Below are 19,928 nucleotides of genomic sequence, written 5' to 3' on the forward strand. Positions count from 1 at the left end.
ATTGTGAGGGTTTACAATGGGTGATGGAATAGCGATAGGTTATTACAGATAAATGGCGTGATAACAAGGCATAAATTTTGACATATAGTTGTTCTACATGAAAAATTTATAACGCAGTTAGCGCTTTATTTAGCCCGCTAGAATGGTTAAATATTTAAGTCGATTGGTATCCCACAATTTGATAGTTACCAATACCCTTGCCTCGCACGACAAGGGTATTTTTTTATTCCTATAATTTCATTACCTGACACAGCGAACCTCAGATTGAAGCCCTCATTTACTCCTCATTCTTTTCTCTTTATGCAATAAAATTTTTAAGTGAATAATTCACAAAGAGATTAAGAAACGCTGAGCTTAAAGAGCTAAGGCATCATGAAATTAAAGTTTTTAAATTAATATTAGGGTCAAACGTGGCGGGACTTGCACCATTGAAAATGTGCCAGACATAAAAAATAAACGCCCTACTAAGTAAGGCGCATTGTATGTCCGTAACCAAAGGTTCTGGGGAGTTAATCTGTACTACTTAGCGCATCTATTCGTAGATTCACGCTTCACTAAATAAGGGGTGATCACCTCATCGAGTTTTACACGTTCACTTTGAGTTGATTGACTTTTATTAATCAACTTTTGCACTGCTAAGCACGCCATATTCTGCACTGGACGCCGAATAGTGGTTAACGATGGAATAATACGTGAGGCCAAAATATTATCATCAAAGCCTGCCACTGAAAGCTCTTGCGGTACTTTTATATTCAAGTTATTAGCAACACGTAACACACCCGCTGCCATTTCATCATTATTAGCTACTATGGCGGTTGGACGAGGCTCTGTGCTTAATAAACTCATTGCGCACTCTATCCCACTTTCGTAACTGTTTTTCCCTTCTACAATACGATGTGGCGGCAATTGTACATTACACACTTGCAACTCGGCTAAAAAGCCTGCCAAACGCTCAATTGATGAACGATACACTTGCGGACCTGAGATAAAACCAATGTCTTTATGGCCAAGCTCAACTAAGTAGCTGGCCATTTCTTTCATCGCCGCGCGCTCATCTGAAACAACAATGTTATCAGCATCATCTAAATCAACGGATGCTAAACGCACATACGGGCAACCCGCATCACGAATAGCAGCAGCAAGCTCTTTATTTTCTGATACCGGTGGCAAAATAATGACGCCATCAAGTTTAGAGCGTGAGATAAATGACAAACAATCATCAATAAATTCAGCACTTTTAGAGTAACTTGGATGCACAACCAGCTCATAACCTAGCTCTGAACACACACTGAGTGCCCCGCGTTGAACTTGGTCGATATACAGGGCATCGGGGTTATCGTAAATCAAGCCTAATAAGTAAGAACGACTAGACGCTAAACCGCGTGCCTGTTTATCTGGTGAGAAGCCAACTTCCTTTATTATTTGTAAAACCCGTTCTCGGGTAGCCTCGCCAACTGCCCCAGAGCGGTTGATCACACGCGATACGGTGCGTTTCGACACACCGGACAATTTCGCCACATCATTAATCGTTACTGACATAAAAGTTCCTGTTTTAGGATGTTATCAAAGTTTAACACTAACCCTAGATTCATAAAAGTCTCTCGTCAGCCGTTCTTTTAATGAAAGTTAATAACCTGTATTTCAGGGGTGTTAACCGGTGAACGGGTTAAATAAAAGCATGATCTAATAATAGAAAAGAAAATGGAACTACTTGAGTTCCATTCTAAATAATAATTAGGCTATACGTTACTCTATAAGCCCAAATAAGCGAGGTAATGTTTCACTAATTGCCGGCACATACGTAACCAGCATTAACACCAAAAACATCACGCCATACAGTGGTAACATTGGTTTGATGATTTTATGTAACGATGTTTTTGCCACCGCACAACTGACAAACAATACACTGCCAACCGGTGGTGACACTAAGCCGATTGATAAGTTAAGCACAATCATAATACCAAATTGAATGGGTGACATACCAAATTCCATTGCCACAGGTAAAAAGATAGGTGTAAATATCAACACCGCTGGGGTCATATCAATAAACGCACCAACCAAAATTAAAATTAGATTGATCAACAGTAAAATTAATAATGGGTTATCACTGAGTGTTAAAAAGAACTCACTGACCAATTGTGGAATATGTGTATATGACAATAACCACGACATGCCCGATGATGCCGCAATGATCAACATAACAATGGCCGTTGTTTCACATGCTTTTAATAATAAAGCAGGTAATTCAGCAGGGTTTATTTCACGATAAATAAATACCGACAACACTAACGCATAAATAACCGCGATCGCCCCAGCTTCGGTTGCTGTAAATATCCCACCAATAATGCCGCCAATAACAATAAAAATAAGCAATAAACTCGGTAACGCAGCGAGTACTTTTTCAAGCACAATTTTAAATGGTAAACGTGCGGTTACTGGGTAATTATTTTTAATTGAGTAGATTGCACAGACAATCATCAGTGCCAGGCCAACCAAAATTCCTGGTAAGTAACCTGCAATGAACAAAGCAGCAATCGACACCCCACCACTTGCAATCGCATAAATGATTAAAATATTGCTCGGTGGTATTAACATTCCGGTGGTGGCGGCACTGGCCGTTACGGCTGCAGCAAAACTGGCACTGTAGCCATGTTTTTTCATTTCAGGCACCATAAAACTACCAATTGCTGAAGTTGCAGCCACTGCTGATCCTGAAATTGCGCCAAATAGCATACACGACATCACATTCACTAAGGCTAAGCCGCCAGGTAAAAAACCAATCATCGCCATCGCACATTCAATAAGCCGCTTAGCAATACCGCCTTGCCCCATAATTAACCCAGACAGAATAAAAAATGGGATAGCTAATAATGCAAAGCTATCTATGCCCCCCGCCATTTGTTGGGCTATGGTGGTAGTCGCGGGGGTAAAATCAATGTGCATTAATAATGCAGCTAAAGTCGATAATGCAATACATAAAGATATTGGCACATTAATAAACAATAACGCAAAAAAACAAACGATTAATACTATTGCCGTTAAATCCATTATGCTTCCTCTTTAAATGTTTGCTGAGCGTAGGTGATCAAGTTTTCGATGCAGTTGATAACTATCAATACACCACTGAGCGGTAATACCAGATACACGTAACCCATATTAATACCCAGAGCCGCTGATGTTTGCTTTAATTCAAAACTCAACATCATTAAGCGGCTACCGCCATAGACTAAAATGCTGAGCGCAGTGACTAGCACGCAAATTTCAATAACAAATGAACATTTATGTCTAATTGATGGGATCATTTTTTGGTAAAACAGATCAAGTCCTAAATGGGCCTTAGTTCGATATGCATAGGAGGCCCCTAACACCCCGATCCAAATAAGTAAAAAGCGGGCTAACTCTTCGGTGTACGAGCTTGGTGCACGCAGAATGAATCGTGAAAAAACTTGCCAACAGACAACGGTTACAATCGCTATCATGGCTAAAATCAGTAATCGCTCGATGATGCGATTTAAGTGTGTGTTTAGTTGTCGCATTGTGTGCCTCTACATGCTTTTTATTTTTTTAATATGCTCTGCAACCGCTGTATTAGCGAACGAAGCATGAAAATCAGCCACTTTATCTTGAAACGCTTGCTTATCTGGGTAAGTCACTTCTACCCCCTCTGCAATGACCGCTTTAAGGGCTTCATCGGATGCGCTTTGCCACAATGAGCGTTGGTACTCAACCGAGTCTGCCATTGCTTGGCTTAACCATTGTTGTTGCTCACTATTGAGTGAGTTCCACACTTCAAGGCTTGCTAAAATAACGTCAGGAACAAAAGTATGTTCATCTAACGAATAGTATTTGGCAATTTCATAATGACGAGATAGGTAATAGCTTGGTGGATTATTTTCTGCGCCATCCACAACCCCTTGTTGCAATGCAGCATATAATTCCCCCCATGCAATCGGTGCTGCTGCGCCGCCTAACGCTTGCACTGTTGCAACCGCTGTTGGACTATTTAACACGCGGATTTTTTTACCAATTAAATCATCCGGCGTATTAATCGCACCATTGGTCGTATAAAAGCTACGGCTACCGGCATCGTAATACCCTAAGCCTTTGAGCCTTGCGGTACTCACTTTATTGAGTAACTCAGCCCCTAAATCACTTTTTAGCACCCGCCAAAAGTGCTCGCTATCACGAAATAAATACGGAATACCAAACACTTTCATTTCAGGCACAAATCCTTCAAGAGGACTTGCTGAGACTTTCGTAATGGATAAACTGCCAATTTGCAGTAATTCAATAAGTTCACGCTCTGAACCAAGCTGACCACCGGGATAAATAACAATTTCCATTGTGTTATTTGAATAAAACGCTAAACGTTCGGCCATATATTCCATTGCTTGGTGTACCACATGGCGGGTATCGAGAGTATGCGCCATGGTCAGTCGCACTGTTTTTTTCTCATTACTGCAACTGCTAAGTAACATTAACGAACACACCAGTACTAATTTTATGAGAAGATTTCTATGCATTATTATTTCTTCTTATCGCTATATGATCACAAAAGAGCTGATTATCTCAGCTCGCTCGGTTGATATTTATCCATATCATCATAATCGAGGTTTTCTCCTGCCATGCCCCAAATAAAACTGTAATTTTGTGTCCCCGCGCCAGAGTGAATAGACCATGGTGGTGAAACGACTGCTTGCTCATTATGTACCCAAAGATGGCGAGTCTCTGTAGGCTCTCCCATAAAATGACACACAGCTTGTTGCTCGGGAACTTCAAAATAGAAATACACTTCGTTACGACGATCATGTTGATGAGCTGGCATAGTATTCCAAACACTACCCGGTTTTAATTCCGTTAAGCCCATTTGTAACTGACATGTTTGCACCACAGTATTGATCAGCATTTGATTAATATCGCGCTCGTTGGAGGTTTCAAGCGCTCCTAAATGCAATACATTGGCATCATCGCGGGTGACTAACTTGTTTGGGTACTTGTGATGTGCCGGTGCAGAATTAAGATAAAATTTTGCAGGGTTCTGGCTATCGTGACTTTTAAATACCACATCATTAGTATCTTTACCTAAATACAATGCATCTTTATAGCCAAGCTTAAAATCTTGACCATCAGCAGTCACCGCGCCGCTGCCACCGACATTAATGACCCCCAGCTCTCGGCCTGCTAAAAAGTTTGCGGCTTTTAAATTATCTACCGTCTCTAGTGTAAGCGGTGTATTTGTTGGTACTGCGCTGCCCACCATAAAGCGTTCATAATGAGTGTATAGCCAATAAATGGTGTTATCTTGCATGAGTTTATCGACCAAGAACTCATCTCTTAACTGTTGGGTGTTATAGCCTTTCACTTCATGTGGACCAACGGCATAACGTGACTCTATTTGTGTGCTCATAATTGCTACCTAAAATTAAAAATTATCGTGCTAACCAGCCGCCATCAACGGCAAGAATATGGCCATTGACGTAGTCACTGGCTGTTGATGATAAAAAGATGGCTGATCCAATTAAATCTTCAGCTTCGCCCCAACGCCCTGCGGGTATACGTTTTTCAATTTCGCTATTACGGGTCGCATCATCTTGCAAAGCTTGAGTGTTATCTGTTCTGAAATAACCAGGTGCAATGGCGTTAACTTGAATATTATGTTGTGCCCACTCGTTCGCCAACGCTTTAGTTAAACCAGCCACGGCATGTTTGCTCGCAGTGTATGCCGGCACTGTCATACCGCCACTGTAGGACAGCATTGAAGCAATATTTATTATTTTGCCAAAACCTTGTTTGATCATATTCGGCGCTACAGCTTGTGCTAATAAAAAGCTGGCATCGAGATTTACTTTCATCACGTTCTGCCATTGCTCATATGGGTAATCCACTGCGGGGCTACGAAATATTGTGCCACCAACATTAACCAAAATATCAATACTGCCATGGTTTGCTAAAGCTGTTGCTGCTAGGGTATTTACTGAATCTGCATCACTTAGATCTGCAGCATAATCATAAGCCTCCCCCCCCTGTTCTTTGATCATCTGGCACGTTGTTTGGCAGCCCAGCTCTTTACTACTGCTACAAATAACCTTTGCGCCTGCAGCAGCTAAACCCAGTGCAATTTGTTGACCCAATCCACGGCTTGCACCGGTGACCAACGCTGTTTTTGAAGTAAGATCAAACAAAGTGGTTGTCATTTTAAATTCCTATAAAAGTATTTATTGCTTAATTACTAACTTGATGTAAATCGAATTAGCTAAACTTGTTAACACCCATTCTTCGCTACCGGTGGCAGTTTGTCAAATATTATTTGCCACCGGTGGCAAATGTGGCTAAGATATAAAAATCAATCAGCCCATATAACGTTTATAGGTTCATATTATGCAAGCACTGAATAGAAAAAACTTTAATAAAAACAAATACCCAACAAAAATAATGCAATACGGTGAGGGAAACTTCTTGCGTGCTTTTATCGATTGGCAAATTGATAAATTGAACGAAACAAGCGATTTAAATGCCGGTGTAGCAGTGATCCGACCTATTGATTATGACGCAATTCCTTTACTTAATGTCCAAGATGGTTTGTATACCACCATTATTCGTGGCCTAAATGAGCAAGGAGAAACGGTCGCTGATCATCGTATTATTAGTTCAATCAATGAAGAAATTCCTGTTTACAAAGATTTCCCACGTTACATGGCACTGGCTGAAAACCCAGATCTGAAAATTATTTTTTCAAATACCACTGAAGCTGGGATTGAGTATATTGATACGGATAAGCTCGATGATGCGCCAGCAAAGGCATTCCCAGCAAAATTAACGCAATGGTTATTCCATCGTTTTAACCATTTTAATGGCTCGCCTGACAGCGGTATGGTGATCATTCCTTGTGAGTTAATCGATTATAACGGCGAGAAACTTAAAGAAATCGTCTTTCAATACTGCCAGCTTTGGCAACTACCACACACATTTGTAACCTGGCTTAATGAGTCTAATTACTTTTGCTCAAGCTTGGTTGACCGAATTGTGACAGGCTTTCCTCGCGATGAGCATCAGCAACTACAAGAATCATTAGGTTACTTAGATAACTTTATGGTGACAGCTGAGTATTTCCATTTATTTGTTATTCAAGGCCCGCAGCATCTCGCTGAGCTACTATGCCTACAAAACAGTGATCTAAATATCAAAATTGTTGATGATATTTCACCATATAAACAACAAAAGGTGGGGATTTTAAATGGGGCACATACCGCGCTAGTACCACTGGCTTATATGGCAAATATTGACTCTGTTGGGGATGCTCTGGCGGATCCATTGTTTGAAAAGTATTTAACACAATTAATTTTTAGTGAAATCATCCCTACCCTTGATTTGCCAGAAGAAGAACTAAAACGCTTTGCTAATGATGTGCTCAATCGTTTTAGGAATCCGTATATTTGCCATTTATTACTGTCTATCTCTCTCAACAGTATGACTAAGTTTAAAACCCGTATTTTGCCGCAATTACATACTTATGTAGCAACTAATAACGCAGTTCCAAATATGATGGCACTGGCTATTGCTGGGCAAATCTTAATGTATAAAGGTCTACGCAATGAGCAACCAATTGAATTAAGTGACGCACCACAATGGTTAGAGTTATTTAACACCTTATGGCATGACTTTGATAACAATGCATTGTCCCTAACAGCCCTTGTTGAACAAGTTTTAGGCGCAAAATGGCATTGGGAAAGTGATTTAAATGAAATCCCAGAATTAACTGCCACCGTTACCACTCACCTACGTACTATGCTCACCAACGGTGTTGGTGCCACGCTTACTAATCAGTTAGGCCAATAATATGAAAGCACTAATAAAATTACATGCAACCGATGATGTTGCTATTGCAATGCGAAATATCACTGCAGGCGAAATACTCCCTGTTGATAACGAAGAGCTCTTAGTCAATGAGAACATCGATAAAGGCCATAAAGTGGCACTGCGTGATATTGCTAAACAAGAAAATGTAATTAAATATGGCGCGCCCATTGGTTTTGCCCTAGAAAATATTCAAAAAGGCGGCTGGGTGCATACTCATTGTGTTAAAACCACCCTGAACGATGAGTTAGATTATCAGTATATTCCTGAGTTTATTGAGCAAAGTGAAGCAACGCCCTCACCTGCTGTGAATATTTACCGTCGAAAAAATGGCGAAGTCGGTATTCGAAACGAAATCTGGTTGATCCCCACAGTAGGTTGCGTTAATGGCATGATCAATCAAATGATCAAAGAATTTAAACAGCGTAACCCACAGTTAGAAATAGATGGTATTTATGCTTTTCCTCACCAATTTGGCTGCTCTCAGTTGGGTGATGATTTAGACACAACACGGATACTGTTACAAAACATGGCACTGCACCCTAATGCAGGTGGTGCTTTAGTCGTTGGCTTAGGCTGCGAAAACAACCAATTACCAGCCTTTCGTGATGGTTTAGGTGATTACGATGACAGCCGAATTAAATTTTTGATCACCCAACAAGCTGAAGATGAAATTGAAGAAGGCGTGGCTTTACTTGAGCAAATTTATGCGCAAGTAAAACAAGATAAACGCCAACCGGGCACTCTATCTGAAGTTAAATTTGGCCTTGAATGTGGTGGCAGCGATGGTTTGTCTGGTATTACCGCGAACCCAATGTTGGGTTATTTCTCTGATTATTTAATTGCTCAGGGTGGAACTACAGTACTGACTGAAGTTCCTGAAATGTTTGGCGCAGAAACCTTATTAATGTCGCGCTGCAAAGACGAAGACACCTTTAATAAATTGGTTAGCATGGTGAATAACTTTAAAGGTTATTACAAAGCACATAATCAACCGATTTACGAAAATCCATCACCGGGTAATAAAAAAGGCGGTATCACCACCTTAGAAGATAAATCACTGGGTTGTACGCAAAAAGCTGGCACCAGCAAAGTGCAAGCAGTATTACATTATGGCGAGCGCTTACAAGTGGCAGGATTAAACCTATTGGATGCACCAGGTAATGATCCTATTGCCACCAGCGCGCTCGGTGCAGCTGGTTGTCATATGGTGTTATTTACTACGGGCCGCGGTACACCTTATGGTGGTTTCGTACCAACACTAAAAATTGCCACTAATTCGGAACTTGCAAATAAGAAAAAACGCTGGATTGATTTTGATGCTGGCGTATTAATTAACGATGTCACGATGGAACAAGTACACGGCGAGTTCGTGCAGTTACTCGTTGATATTGTAAACGGCAAGCCGACTTGCAATGAAATAAATGATATTCGCGAAGTCGCAATTTGGAAAAAGGGAGTAACATTGTAAATGAGCCCTAAGTCCATCGCAATTATTGGCGAGTGTATGGTTGAGCTAAGTGGCCAACCATTTACTGCCATGCAGCAAAACTATGGCGGAGATACCATGAACACCGCCATTTACTTAAAAAAACTTGCTGGTAACACGGTCAACGTTAATTACGTAAGCGCGATGGGCACCGACCCATTGAGTCGTGCATTGATCGATAAATGGCAAGCTCACCATATCAATACAGAGAGTGTACTACTTAGTCATAACAAGCAACCCGGTTTGTATATGATTCAAAATGATGCTTCGGGAGAGCGTACTTTTCAGTATTGGCGAAATGACTCCGCGGCTAAATATTTAGTGCAGCACGAAAACTTTGGTGATGTAGTTAAAGTCCTTGCCCATGTTGACGCCGTTTATTTATCAGGGATCTCATTAGCAATTTTGCCAGAACAAGACTGCCATACCTTGTTGACTCACTTAGCGCAGCTTAAACGACAAGGGGTGATGATCATCTATGACAGCAACTACCGCCCTGCGTTATGGTCTAGTAAAGAACATAGTCAGCAAACTAATAATAAAGCATATGCTCTTGCCGACTTAGCCTTAGTTACCTTTGATGATGAAGTCCAACTTTGGGCAGACAGCTCTGTCGCCGACTGTACAGCACGTTTGCATCAACAAGGTGCTAACGAAGTCATTATCAAGCTCGGCGCAGAGGGTTGCCAATATAGTAAAAAGCACGTTGATGAATCAGTATCCGTTGAAGCATTCAGCACACAAAAAATAGCAAAAGTGATCGATACAACAGCCGCTGGTGATTCGTTTAATGCAGGGTTCTTAGCATACTGGCTAACAGCACAGCCTATTAAACATTGTGCTCTAGCAGGTAATTTACTCGCAGCCCAAGTGATCCAACAACGCGGTGCCATTGTTGAAATTGACAGCCAAGCAATAAAAAACACAATAGAAAATAATTAACATGATGATGAAACGGTTTTTATTATATTTTTATTTATTCATTGGCTCTTTTGGCTTGCTGGCAGCAACACCACCAATAGGTAGCGAACCGAGTAAAATATTGTCTGTTAATAAGACACAGCCTACTGCCTTTAAAACCATACAAAGTGCCATTGACGCTAGTAGTCAGTATAAGTCTGTCATTATCTTGATTGGGCCTGGGTTATACCACGAGAAACTGTACATCACTCGTAATAATCTAAGCTTAGTAGGCAGTTCGCTTAGCGATACCCGAATCGAGTATGCTGAGCTGCGTAATAACTGGCGAGAAAAACATGACAGTGATTGGGGCGCAGCGGTGATCAATATCGCTGGCAGCGATATTAATATTGTGAACCTGAGTGTCACCAATAATTATGGTCGCTTGCATGATACCGATGAGCACCAATTTGCTATTCGCAGTTTTGAAAGCGCTACGCGGATCATATTACATCAATGTGATATTAGCGCCGATGGTGCTGATACCTTGAGCTTATGGAATAAAGAAAACGGGCTTTATTACCATTCTTATTGCTCATTTACTGGGGCAACGGATATGGTGTGCCCTCGTGGTATAGCGCTTATCGAGCACTCAACGTTTTTCAACCTGAAACAAACGGCAACCTTGTGGCATGACGGTGAACTGGACTCGGAGCAAAAACTAGTGGTCGCAAACAGTACATTTGACGGTGTAGAAAACTTTTGGCTAGGACGTCACCACTACGATGCGCAATTTTATTTGTTTAATAATCAATTTTCTAAAAACATGGCTAATAAAGCTATTTTTAAGAAAACCTATAAAGACACAACGCGTAACCGTAATAACTATTATGGTGATCGTTACTACTTTTATGCTAATCAGAGCCCGCGAGATCACCTGTGGTTAGCAACCAATATAACTCCTGAGCAATACACACAGTTCACTGAGCCATCGTTAACGCAGTGGGTATTTAAAAGTAAATGGCGACCTAAACACGTGCTCAATGAACTACAAAAAGTAATACAACAACAGCAGTTTAAAAGCGAGCCGTTTACCTTATAAAAAAAATTAACGCCTCGAAACCAAACCTGAGTGCATACCTAAGCCTATTTTTCTAAAATAAATGCTGTGAGACGCTTATTTTATTTAAGTAGACTTCCTCTCATGGGTATGCACTCGAATTGACTGTTTCACACGTTTTACACTGAAAAATATATAATCAAGCCGTTAACTTGCCGTCAGCATCAACACCACGCTGCCAATACGCTGAACATACTATTTTCTCTCGCGGTATCGCATAATTATCAATCGCTAAGTCTTTAATTGTACGCAGCAAAGAGGCTTCGAGTGCCATAAAAATCAATGGCTTTTGCGTATACTGGCTAAGCAACACCGTGATCTGATTAACTACATCGGTTTGTGGCTGCGCTGTCACTAACCAATTAACGCTGTGATTGCTGTGCGCTTTAATGGTATCAAGCGCGATAACATCGTTTGGATCAGCAATATGAATGATCACATCAACATTCGCACTGGCGGGTAGTTGCTGTAAATAGCCGTTGATGGCGTTAATTGCGGTCAGATCAGCAATCATTAAATACTGTGACTGACTAAAATCTTGCAGCTTCTTAGCTCCTGGGCCAGCAATAGCGAGTTTATCACCAGGCTTGGCTTGCTTGGCCCAATCAGTTGCAATACCACGATGCTGATCAACTACAAAATCAAGGGTAATTGTGTGGTTAAGCGTATCTATTGCTCTGATTGTATATGAGCGTCTAGGTGCTGGCTTATCCGCCTTAAGGTCTATTTCCACCTCATCTTGTCCCCTATGAGGTAATAGTACTTTTACATAAGCACCTTGTTGATCTGCTGGGAAATCATGAAACTCATCAGAGCCCACAACCAAACGCTTTAAATGTGGGGCGATATCGGTTGTACTGATCACAGTGGCACGACGTACTCTTCTAGTCATTGTTGTCTCCTCACGATTTTACTCATTGTTTAATTGCACAACGCCCCATTAGTTGATAAAGTCTACTATAAACATTTAATTGACTTTGTCAACTAACTAGGTGTGTAATGCCACAACAAAATTTAGCCTCAACCTTATTTACCCTTACACAAAGTTATCGACTGATTGTAAGAGATGCTATCAATGCCACCGAATTGGGATTGAATGCATTACATGTAAAATGCCTGCATATCATTGCTGATACTCCACACTGCACAGCAAATGATATCGTTAATAAAACACAACGCGATAAAGCACAAATAGCGCGTTTAATTAAAGAACTTTTGTCTTTAGCGCTGATCGCCAAGTGTGCAGATGAAAATGATAAGCGCTGTTTTATTTTGTCATTAACAAACAGCGGCAAAACACTTTATAAAACGTTAAAGCAAGCCGAGAGCACGGTTGATACCCTACTCTGTAAGGGCCTTGACCAAGCACAAATTGATAATTTTTTAATGGTCGCTAACACTATGATCAACAATGTGAATAACCAAAAATAGAAAGGGATTTACGCTTTATAGCGATCTTCTGCTTGGTAATTTATTAACGATTACACTATACTGTACAAACGTACAGTATAGTGTGTTTTTTATATGCTTGTTATTCCAATTTACATCGAAGCGGGTATTTGTGGCTTTGAATCCCCCGCAGCACAATACAAAGAGCTGGGGTTATCCCTTGATCAATTATTAATTAAGCACCCTGATGCAACCTTTATTGGCGTTGCCTCAGGGGAATCAATGCAAGGAGTGGGTATTTTTGACGGTGATTTACTGCTGGTTGATCGCGCTATTGATGCCAAAAATAATGATGTCATCGTAGCCAATCTAAACGGCTTATTTGTCTGCAAGTTACTTGATAAAACCAATGCGCGCTTATTATCAGCATCATCATTGTATGGCCCAGTGCAATTAACCCAAGAAGATGAGTTTCAACTAGAAGGCGTTGTTACCCTTTCTATCCGATTACACCGTACAAATCCTGAGTTACATCAATGTATGCCTTAGTGGATGCAGTGGCATTTTATGCCAGCGCCGAGAAAGTGTTTAACCCTGCTTTGCGTACTAAACCGGTTGTGGTACTTACTAACAACGACGGCTGTATCTGTGCTGTGTGCCCGATTGCACGACGGCTAAATATTCCTAAGTTTCAGCCTTATTTTAAGGTTAAACATTTATTAGCCAAACATAATGTGGTTATTTGCTCATCTAACTATGAGTTGTATGCCGACTTGAGCGATAAGATGATGAATATCATCAGTCGCTTTTGCGATAATCAGTATGTGTATTCAATTGATGAATCATTTTTGCACTTTAACGGCTTTACGCCACTCATTAATGACTGGCACCAGTACGGCCAGTTAATTCGCCGTACTGTGTGGCGCGAAACTAAACTACCTGTGGGGGTTGGCTTCGGTCCTACGCCAACCTTGGCAAAAGCAGCTAATCATGCCGCAAAAAAACTCAGTGGTTTTAATGGCGTTGCCGTGATTGATAACGAACAATCGCGCACGACAATATTAGCAGCCATGGATGTAGGTGATGTTTGGGGGGTTGGCAGACGCTTGACTAAGAAATTAAAACTACTGAATATTAACAGCGCGCTCGATTTAGCCCAGCAATCCCCATCACACATAAAACGATTATTTAGTGTGGTACTTGCCCGCACTGTGGATGAGCTAAACGGTCGCCCTACTTTAAATTGGCATGATGTACAGCACAATAAGCGCGAGGTGTTTTCAACTCGCAGCTTTGCTAATAGGTTAACTTGCCCTATTGCTTTAAAAACAGCGCTAGTGAATCATGCCATGATTGTTGCACGTAAACTACGCGCCCAGCACTGTGTCACTAAGCGATTATTGCTGTTTATTGCCAGCTCCCCTCATGAGCAACATTACGCAAAAAAATCTCTTATTTATGAACTACCGACCCCCAGTGCCGACAGCACTATCTTTGCTAATGCAGTAACCGCTATTTTCGAACAACTGTATCAAGTGGGTGTACGGTATTATAAATGTGGAGTTGGGGCATTAGAGGTAAGTGCGGCGCAGTTTCAGCAACACGATTTATTTAATCAAAAAACAGATAATATTAAACTTATGTCCTGTTTAGATGCTGTCAATAAACGTTATGGCGCAGATACATTAACCCTTGCCAGTCAGCAACAAACTAACCAATGGCACATGAAACGCACTTTTTTATCGCCCCACTATACAACGCGCTGGCACCACTTACCGAAAATAGCGTGTTGCTAGCGTTGTAACTCAAACTGACAAACGTTATCACTATTTTCCACACTATAATGTAAGCGGCTATCGGCAATAAATCGTAAGGTCTGGCTAGTATTAAGATTATCGCTGTCGTTTTCACAACGAGTATGGCGTAAAGACATAGTGATGCTTTGCGTAGTGTATTTATATTTTGTGGTGACTAAACAGAAATTTGCTACTTTGTTAGTTTGTGTTCCATTATGCAGAGCATTAAACATGATACTATTGCCAAGTTTAAAGCCCTGATCAGGGTTATTTTTATCAAGCCAGGTAAGCGATCCAGAAGTGCAATTATCCGCAGTACCAGCCACGACTTGATAATTACCCACTTTGCTATTCAACAAAGATATAAACTGACTTTTATTACTGGGCAACTCAGTTTTAGCGCAGCCTAAGGCGCTCATAGATAAGCAGATGGTATACAGTAAGACTTCACTATAACGCATTAAAAACCTAATTATTCGTGATGTGTACCATCAGCATAGCATAACTACAATAATTAAAATAACATCAATCAGCTAAATGCTTATCTAAGTTATTGAATAAACCGACGTATTATTGCCAATACTTAGCAAACAACTGCGGGTAGGCAAGTTTTAAAAACTTAGCTTTATCTTTAAAACGTTTACCTTTTGGTTGCTCAAGACCTGATGGTACAAACGGTAACTCATCGTCATTACGCGCTTCATAAAGCAACCCGGCTATTAGATCATATTCATCTAAATACGGATAAGGCTGCTCATTTAGGTGATAAACTGGCGTACACTCAGCGAGTGAATCTGGATTTTCCAGCGCAGCGTTAAAGGCGGCCTCACCACGAGAAATCAACCAACAGCGAAATTCAGAAAAACCATAGTCATCGTTACAACCCGCCATTACAAAGGCTGCACCAAATAATTCCCACGTATAGCTTTGGCGCATACAGATACTAAACTGTTTATCAAATTCAATTAGTTGATCATCAGTTAGATCACTTAACAGGCTTTTCAAGCGCTCACTTACCGACTCTGGCTCAGCGGTTTTGTCTTCAACAGTCACTAATTGCCAAAACTCGCTCGATGAAAGCACGCTCATGAGATAATCTCTTTTACACGGCCCACTTGACCATCTTCTAATTGCACCTTAATACCATGAGGGTGAGAGGGTGATTTAGTCAGTAACCGTGAAACAATACCATTAGTAAGGGTACCACTGCGTTGATCTTGTTTTAAAACAATATTGACTTCAATGCCAGGGGAAATTTGAGAACGAGTAGGAACAGCCATAAATATATCTCTTTTACTATTTGGCTCGATTATAGCGGTATGTGAGGCCTACACCAAATTAAACTACAGTGATAGTAATCGTTTGTTGTTCGTTCACTGTTAAAATTGAATTTACCTGTGTATTGATCTCACCCGCTTTACCAATTAATTGAAAATCAAAACCTTGCCCATTACCATCAAGGATACAACTGAGGTAATTATCACTGATTGTGATTTGGCTTACTCTGGTAATATCAACCTCAGCTATTTTTTTTATTGGCGCCTGTTTTATCACTAATTGATTGTTCACTCGTGTTATTGCATTAACCAAAGCATGTTGTTTTATAAATTTTTCACTGTAGCGTCGTGAGAATGCCCAAAAAGCAATTGCGATAATAAACCCATTACTAAAAACAAGCATCGGCATACCATTAGTTGATGCTGTACTTTGATAAATACCTAAAATAAAAAATATCACAGCAAGGGTTAACAAACTGCGGCGCTTTTGTTTATTCGTCAAATTCGCAAACATAAACTCCCTTACATTGCTAAAAAATTGATTGTCTGTGGCTTTATATCTATAACGGTGAGTTGTTTGTTTATCTCACTTTCAATAGCCGGTAAGTACAGCTCACTCGCAGCGTGTGACAATGCTAAGTCATCAACAAAGTAGCAGGTTACTTGCAATGTATTTGTTGGCTTTTTTAAATTAACTATATGAGTTAAGTGGCTAAAATCGCTATGACTGTCTTTTATATTTTCACAAGCACATGTCAACGCTTTACGCAGCATACTGTCGAGTCGTTTTTCTGTTTTAGTCATTTTTAGTTGTTTGTTCTGTGGCTCTATTTTTTTTATATTCGTCGTAGCTATCTTCTTGGCGCTTAATGCATTCATGGTATTCTTTATCGGCCATGTAACTACATTCACCTAAACGCGCAGATTGAATTTCGTGATAACGGCTATCTGATGAGCACGCCGATAAGATAAAAACAATTGAAGCACTAAAAAGTAACTTCAGTGTATTGAAAACCATTAAAAATTCCTTACATTTTATACCGCAAAACTAATTCATCAAACGTGGTTTTGCTGTATATTGCAAACGTTTCAAATTAACTACCGTTAAGGCCGTATTATGATGTTGTCGCAGTTACAAGAGCTGTTCCAGCGTATCGATAAAAGTAAAATATTTCAATCATTTGTTATCGCCGTTATTGTTGTATCTGCATTGACTGTTGGTGCACACACTTACTCATTGCACCCGAGTGTTGAATTTGCGCTGCACTGGATGGACGTTGGGATCACCATATTCTTCTTAATCGAGCTTGTGATCCGCTATGTTGCAAGCAAAGGGATCAAGGACTTCTTTTCCAAAGGCTGGAATATTTTTGATTTTATTATCGTCGTTGGGAGCTTATACCCTGCAGCGGGATCAACTATCTTTATTGCCCGATTGTTAAGAATCTTCCGCGTCTTGCGGCTGGTCTCTATGATCCCAGAACTGCGTTTACTGGTTAACTCATTACTCAAAGCCATTCCACAAATGGGGTATATCGCATTATTGATGTTTGTTATTTTCTACATATATGCCGCAATGGGCAGTATGTTATTCGCAGACATAAACCCCGTGTTATGGGGTGACGTGTCAATCTCAATGTTAACACTATTTAGGATTGCCACATTCGAAGATTGGACCGATGTCATGTACGAAACCATGGCGGTTTATAAGTTAAGCTGGATTTTCTACTTAACCTTTATATTTTTAACGGCGTTTGTATTTTTAAATATGATGGTCGGGGCAATTTTAGAAGTTATGTCTGAAGAGCACCGTAACGCCCGAGAAGAACAAGCAGATGTCGACTCTTTACCAGCAACACAAGGACAAATTAATCAATTAAAAGCTCAACTCGATGAATTAAAAGCATTGCTTGAGAAAAAATAAATAAAAAAGGCTGATAGGTTCTATCAGCCTTTTCACTATCAATTATTGAATTGCTTGATGTACTGGCACTAACTAGAAGCGATAATTTGCACTTAACACAACAGAGCGAGACTGTCCGTAATAACAATAGTAATCGCATGCTGATACATACTCTTTATCTAAAATATTATTCACGTTCAGCTGTAGCTGCCATTGTTCAGCGATACTATAGCTTACAACCGCATCCCATAGGGTGGCACTTTTAACTGTTAAGTCGCTGCTGGCGGGGCTATCTTTTGACTCCCCCATATAACGAAGACCCGAGCCAATATTCAGGCCATTAATACCCGCAAACGATGCATCGTAATCAACCCACACTGAAGCGGCATTTTTAGGAATAAGTCCAGCTTGTTTAGTACCTTGCCCAGCGGTGTCATCGGTTGTGGCATCAGTATAAGTGTAGCTTGCTGTTAATTTAACACTTTGCGATGCCTGAGTGACCGTTTCCAGCTCAATCCCTTGCGAACTCACTTCACCTGTTTGCGTGGCAACAAACGTCGCTGGGTTTGTTACCAAAGCATTTTCTTGAGTAATATCAAACCATGATGCGTTAATGTAACCATCAATGAAGCTTGGTTGGTATTTAACGCCAAGCTCAACTTGTTCACCTTCCAACGGTTTATATAACTCTCCCGTTGCTGGATCTATCGTACTTAACACCTCAAATGACTGCGCATAACTGGCATACGGAGATAAACCACTCTCAGCTAAATACATCACCCCAGCATTAAGTGATAACTGATCATCTTTTTGTGATTGCTGCTGAGCAAGTTTATTACTTTGATTATCTGTTTCAACTTCATCGTAACGTGCACCAACAAGGGCAATCCACTGTGAATCAAATTTAACTTGATATTGCGAATACGCACTTACTTGAGATTTGCTTATTTCGCGGTCAATATTATTAGCAGAATCTAAGGCTGTATAATTACCATACTCAGGCTGCCACGGATCAATGGTCCCAAAGCTATAGTTATCTTGCTCGTCACCATTGGTTTCATGATATTGTAAATCGATACCTGCAAGTAGCGTATGTTCAAGGCGTTCGCTATTCCAATTAGCAACAGCTTTATTATCAAGGGTTACACTTTGATTATTACCATCACGAAATACAATGCCGCGATATAATTGTGTCGCTTGCGGATCTGAATTTGGAAATGCATAAGCGCTACGTAAAAATAAATCGTTATGACCATAATTAAATTTTTGCGATAACACCCATGTATCATTCAAGGTATGTTCGAGGGAGTAACCAACAGACATTTGACTACGCTTATATTTATCATAGTCCGGCTCGCCTAAATTAGTGGCAGGATCTATTTGACCATAAGGCGTATCAATAACCGAACCCGCTGCAGGAAAAAATGGATTAGTAGGCGTACCATCGTCTTTTAGGTAAGTTGCCATTAATGTCATTATTGTTTTATTTGAAATATCAATTTCTAAGCTAGGCGCAAAATAAATACGATCATTTTGTGATCCATTTAGTTCACCGTCATTACTTTTCAATAAACCAACCATACGATAACGCATTGAGTTACTTTCATTCGCTTGACCTGACACATCTAAGCCAATTGATTTAAGGTTGTTATTACCCACTTCCAAGCGTATTTCTCCAGGCGGCGCATAACTTGGTTTTTTTAAAACCGCATTGACCACCCCACCAGGAGGCGCTTCACCAAATAAAATCGCTGAAGGGCCTTTAACAACTTCAACTTGCTGCAAGCCAAATGGCTCAAGCAACCAAGTATAATAACCATCACGGAATAAACGATTGCCATCTAGATAAGTTGCAGCGTCAAAGCCACGTACTTTAAACCAATCGGTATCATTGTCAGCGCCATATGGCTGCACTGTTACACCTGAGGTATAGCGCAGAGCTTCATCTAATTTTTGTGGAGCTCGAATAGCGAGCTCTTCTTTTGTTAAGATAGAGACCGCTTTAGGCGTTTCTTGGGCAGGGGTATCTATTTTCAATGCCTGAGCGAAAACTTCAATTGATTCAATATCATCTGCTGCTTGAGATTGAAAACTAACAAATCCCCCGAAAGGAACAGCGATAACCGTCAGAATTGCTTTCGTTAATAGATTTAATCTGATGGGGTAACTCACGCGCATGTGCACCTCTGTTTAAGCTTAT

At 40.5% G+C, this 19,928-nt stretch carries 22 protein-coding genes; 8 read left to right on the top strand and 14 right to left on the bottom strand.

Annotated features, from left to right (window positions below):
• Nucleotides 1–519: 519 nt before the first annotated feature.
• The 6 genes from CWB85_RS05655 to kduD all read right to left on the bottom strand — a co-directional run bounded on the left by CWB85_RS05655 (nt 520) and on the right by kduD (nt 6,194).
• Nucleotides 520–1,539 carry a LacI family DNA-binding transcriptional regulator gene (locus CWB85_RS05655; RefSeq protein ID WP_016706570.1) on the bottom strand — a complete coding sequence of 340 codons (1,020 nt, stop codon included), beginning with the start codon at nt 1,537–1,539 and terminating at the stop codon, nt 520–522.
• A 207-nt stretch (nt 1,540–1,746) separates the two neighbouring features.
• Nucleotides 1,747–3,048, bottom strand: coding sequence for a TRAP transporter large permease (locus CWB85_RS05660; protein ID WP_138554349.1), 1,302 nt, complete (start codon nt 3,046–3,048; stop codon nt 1,747–1,749).
• Nucleotides 3,048–3,536 (bottom strand): TRAP transporter small permease, encoded by a 489-nt coding sequence (locus tag CWB85_RS05665; RefSeq protein WP_016706572.1) that lies wholly within the window; start codon nt 3,534–3,536, stop codon nt 3,048–3,050. The genes CWB85_RS05660 and CWB85_RS05665 overlap by 1 nt, the downstream gene beginning before the upstream one ends.
• A 9-nt stretch (nt 3,537–3,545) precedes the next feature.
• Nucleotides 3,546–4,523 (bottom strand): TRAP transporter substrate-binding protein, encoded by a 978-nt coding sequence (locus CWB85_RS05670; protein WP_029215968.1) that lies wholly within the window; start codon nt 4,521–4,523, stop codon nt 3,546–3,548.
• A 41-nt stretch (nt 4,524–4,564) separates the two neighbouring features.
• Nucleotides 4,565–5,407, bottom strand: coding sequence for a 5-dehydro-4-deoxy-D-glucuronate isomerase (kduI, locus tag CWB85_RS05675; RefSeq protein WP_138554350.1), 843 nt, complete (start codon nt 5,405–5,407; stop codon nt 4,565–4,567).
• Nucleotides 5,408–5,429: 22 nt separating this feature from the next.
• On the bottom strand, nt 5,430–6,194 hold the full coding sequence (gene kduD, locus CWB85_RS05680) for a 2-dehydro-3-deoxy-D-gluconate 5-dehydrogenase KduD (protein ID WP_138554351.1): 765 nt from the start codon (nt 6,192–6,194) through the stop codon (nt 5,430–5,432).
• A 184-nt stretch (nt 6,195–6,378) separates the two neighbouring features.
• On the opposite strand from kduD, the gene CWB85_RS05685 reads away from it, so the two are divergent.
• From CWB85_RS05685 to CWB85_RS05700, 4 genes are read left to right on the top strand one after another with little or no spacing between them, the layout of a single operon-like run.
• Nucleotides 6,379–7,836: a tagaturonate reductase gene (locus tag CWB85_RS05685; RefSeq protein WP_016706576.1), complete on the top strand. Its 1,458-nt coding sequence runs from the start codon at nt 6,379–6,381 to the stop codon at nt 7,834–7,836.
• Between the two features lies 1 nt (nt 7,837).
• On the top strand, nt 7,838–9,325 hold the full coding sequence (locus tag CWB85_RS05690; RefSeq protein WP_138554352.1) for a UxaA family hydrolase: 1,488 nt from the start codon (nt 7,838–7,840) through the stop codon (nt 9,323–9,325).
• A complete protein-coding gene (locus tag CWB85_RS05695; RefSeq protein WP_138554353.1) occupies nt 9,326–10,285 on the top strand; it encodes a sugar kinase in 960 nt (319 codons plus the stop codon).
• A gap of 1 nt (nt 10,286) precedes the next feature.
• Nucleotides 10,287–11,345, top strand: coding sequence for a pectinesterase family protein (locus CWB85_RS05700; RefSeq protein ID WP_138554354.1), 1,059 nt, complete (start codon nt 10,287–10,289; stop codon nt 11,343–11,345).
• Between the two features lie 157 nt (nt 11,346–11,502).
• Here CWB85_RS05700 and CWB85_RS05705 read toward each other — a convergent pair whose 3' ends face one another.
• Nucleotides 11,503–12,255, bottom strand: a complete 753-nt coding sequence (locus CWB85_RS05705) for a siderophore-interacting protein (protein WP_138554355.1) — start codon at nt 12,253–12,255, stop codon at nt 11,503–11,505.
• A 107-nt stretch (nt 12,256–12,362) separates the two neighbouring features.
• Between CWB85_RS05705 and CWB85_RS05710 the strand changes: the two genes are divergently transcribed.
• The 3 genes from CWB85_RS05710 (at nt 12,363) to CWB85_RS05720 (ending at nt 14,548) form a co-directional block, all read left to right on the top strand.
• Nucleotides 12,363–12,794, top strand: coding sequence for a MarR family winged helix-turn-helix transcriptional regulator (locus CWB85_RS05710; RefSeq protein WP_138554356.1), 432 nt, complete (start codon nt 12,363–12,365; stop codon nt 12,792–12,794).
• 93 nt (nt 12,795–12,887) lie between these two features.
• Entirely contained in the window at nt 12,888–13,301 is a 414-nt protein-coding gene (gene umuD / locus CWB85_RS05715) for a translesion error-prone DNA polymerase V autoproteolytic subunit (RefSeq protein WP_138554357.1), read from the top strand.
• Nucleotides 13,289–14,548, top strand: coding sequence for a Y-family DNA polymerase (locus CWB85_RS05720; protein WP_138554358.1), 1,260 nt, complete (start codon nt 13,289–13,291; stop codon nt 14,546–14,548). Before umuD ends, CWB85_RS05720 begins: the two co-directional genes overlap by 13 nt.
• Here CWB85_RS05720 and CWB85_RS05725 read toward each other — a convergent pair.
• The 6 genes from CWB85_RS05725 to CWB85_RS05750 form a co-directional block, all read right to left on the bottom strand.
• A complete protein-coding gene (locus tag CWB85_RS05725) occupies nt 14,545–15,009 on the bottom strand; it encodes a hypothetical protein (RefSeq protein ID WP_138554359.1) in 465 nt (154 codons plus the stop codon). The two genes, CWB85_RS05720 and CWB85_RS05725, sit on opposite strands and share 4 nt — an antisense overlap.
• A gap of 109 nt (nt 15,010–15,118) precedes the next feature.
• Nucleotides 15,119–15,637: a DUF4240 domain-containing protein gene (locus CWB85_RS05730; protein WP_016706585.1), complete on the bottom strand. Its 519-nt coding sequence runs from the start codon at nt 15,635–15,637 to the stop codon at nt 15,119–15,121.
• Nucleotides 15,634–15,828: a YwbE family protein gene (locus CWB85_RS05735; RefSeq protein ID WP_016706586.1), complete on the bottom strand. Its 195-nt coding sequence runs from the start codon at nt 15,826–15,828 to the stop codon at nt 15,634–15,636. Before CWB85_RS05735 ends, CWB85_RS05730 begins: the two co-directional genes overlap by 4 nt.
• A 58-nt stretch (nt 15,829–15,886) precedes the next feature.
• Nucleotides 15,887–16,339 (bottom strand): hypothetical protein, encoded by a 453-nt coding sequence (locus CWB85_RS05740; RefSeq protein WP_138554360.1) that lies wholly within the window; start codon nt 16,337–16,339, stop codon nt 15,887–15,889.
• Nucleotides 16,340–16,347: 8 nt separating this feature from the next.
• Entirely contained in the window at nt 16,348–16,629 is a 282-nt protein-coding gene (locus CWB85_RS05745; RefSeq protein WP_138554361.1) for a hypothetical protein, read from the bottom strand.
• The gene (locus CWB85_RS05750) at nt 16,622–16,843 is read right to left on the bottom strand and encodes a hypothetical protein (RefSeq protein WP_016706589.1); all 222 of its coding nucleotides are present in this window, start codon (nt 16,841–16,843) and stop codon (nt 16,622–16,624) included. Before CWB85_RS05750 ends, CWB85_RS05745 begins: the two co-directional genes overlap by 8 nt.
• Before the next feature lie 102 nt (nt 16,844–16,945).
• On the opposite strand from CWB85_RS05750, the gene CWB85_RS05755 reads away from it, so the two are divergent.
• Complete coding sequence (locus tag CWB85_RS05755; RefSeq protein ID WP_029215969.1) at nt 16,946–17,749, top strand: ion transporter; 804 nt, start codon at nt 16,946–16,948, stop codon at nt 17,747–17,749.
• 72 nt (nt 17,750–17,821) lie between these two features.
• Here CWB85_RS05755 and CWB85_RS05760 read toward each other — a convergent pair whose 3' ends face one another.
• Nucleotides 17,822–19,906 (bottom strand): TonB-dependent siderophore receptor, encoded by a 2,085-nt coding sequence (locus CWB85_RS05760; protein ID WP_138554362.1) that lies wholly within the window; start codon nt 19,904–19,906, stop codon nt 17,822–17,824.
• Between the last annotated feature and the right edge of the window lie 22 nt (nt 19,907–19,928).

Source organism: Pseudoalteromonas sp. S1727 (assembly GCF_005886375.1).
GTDB classification, from domain to species: Bacteria; Pseudomonadota; Gammaproteobacteria; order Enterobacterales; family Alteromonadaceae; genus Pseudoalteromonas; species Pseudoalteromonas haloplanktis.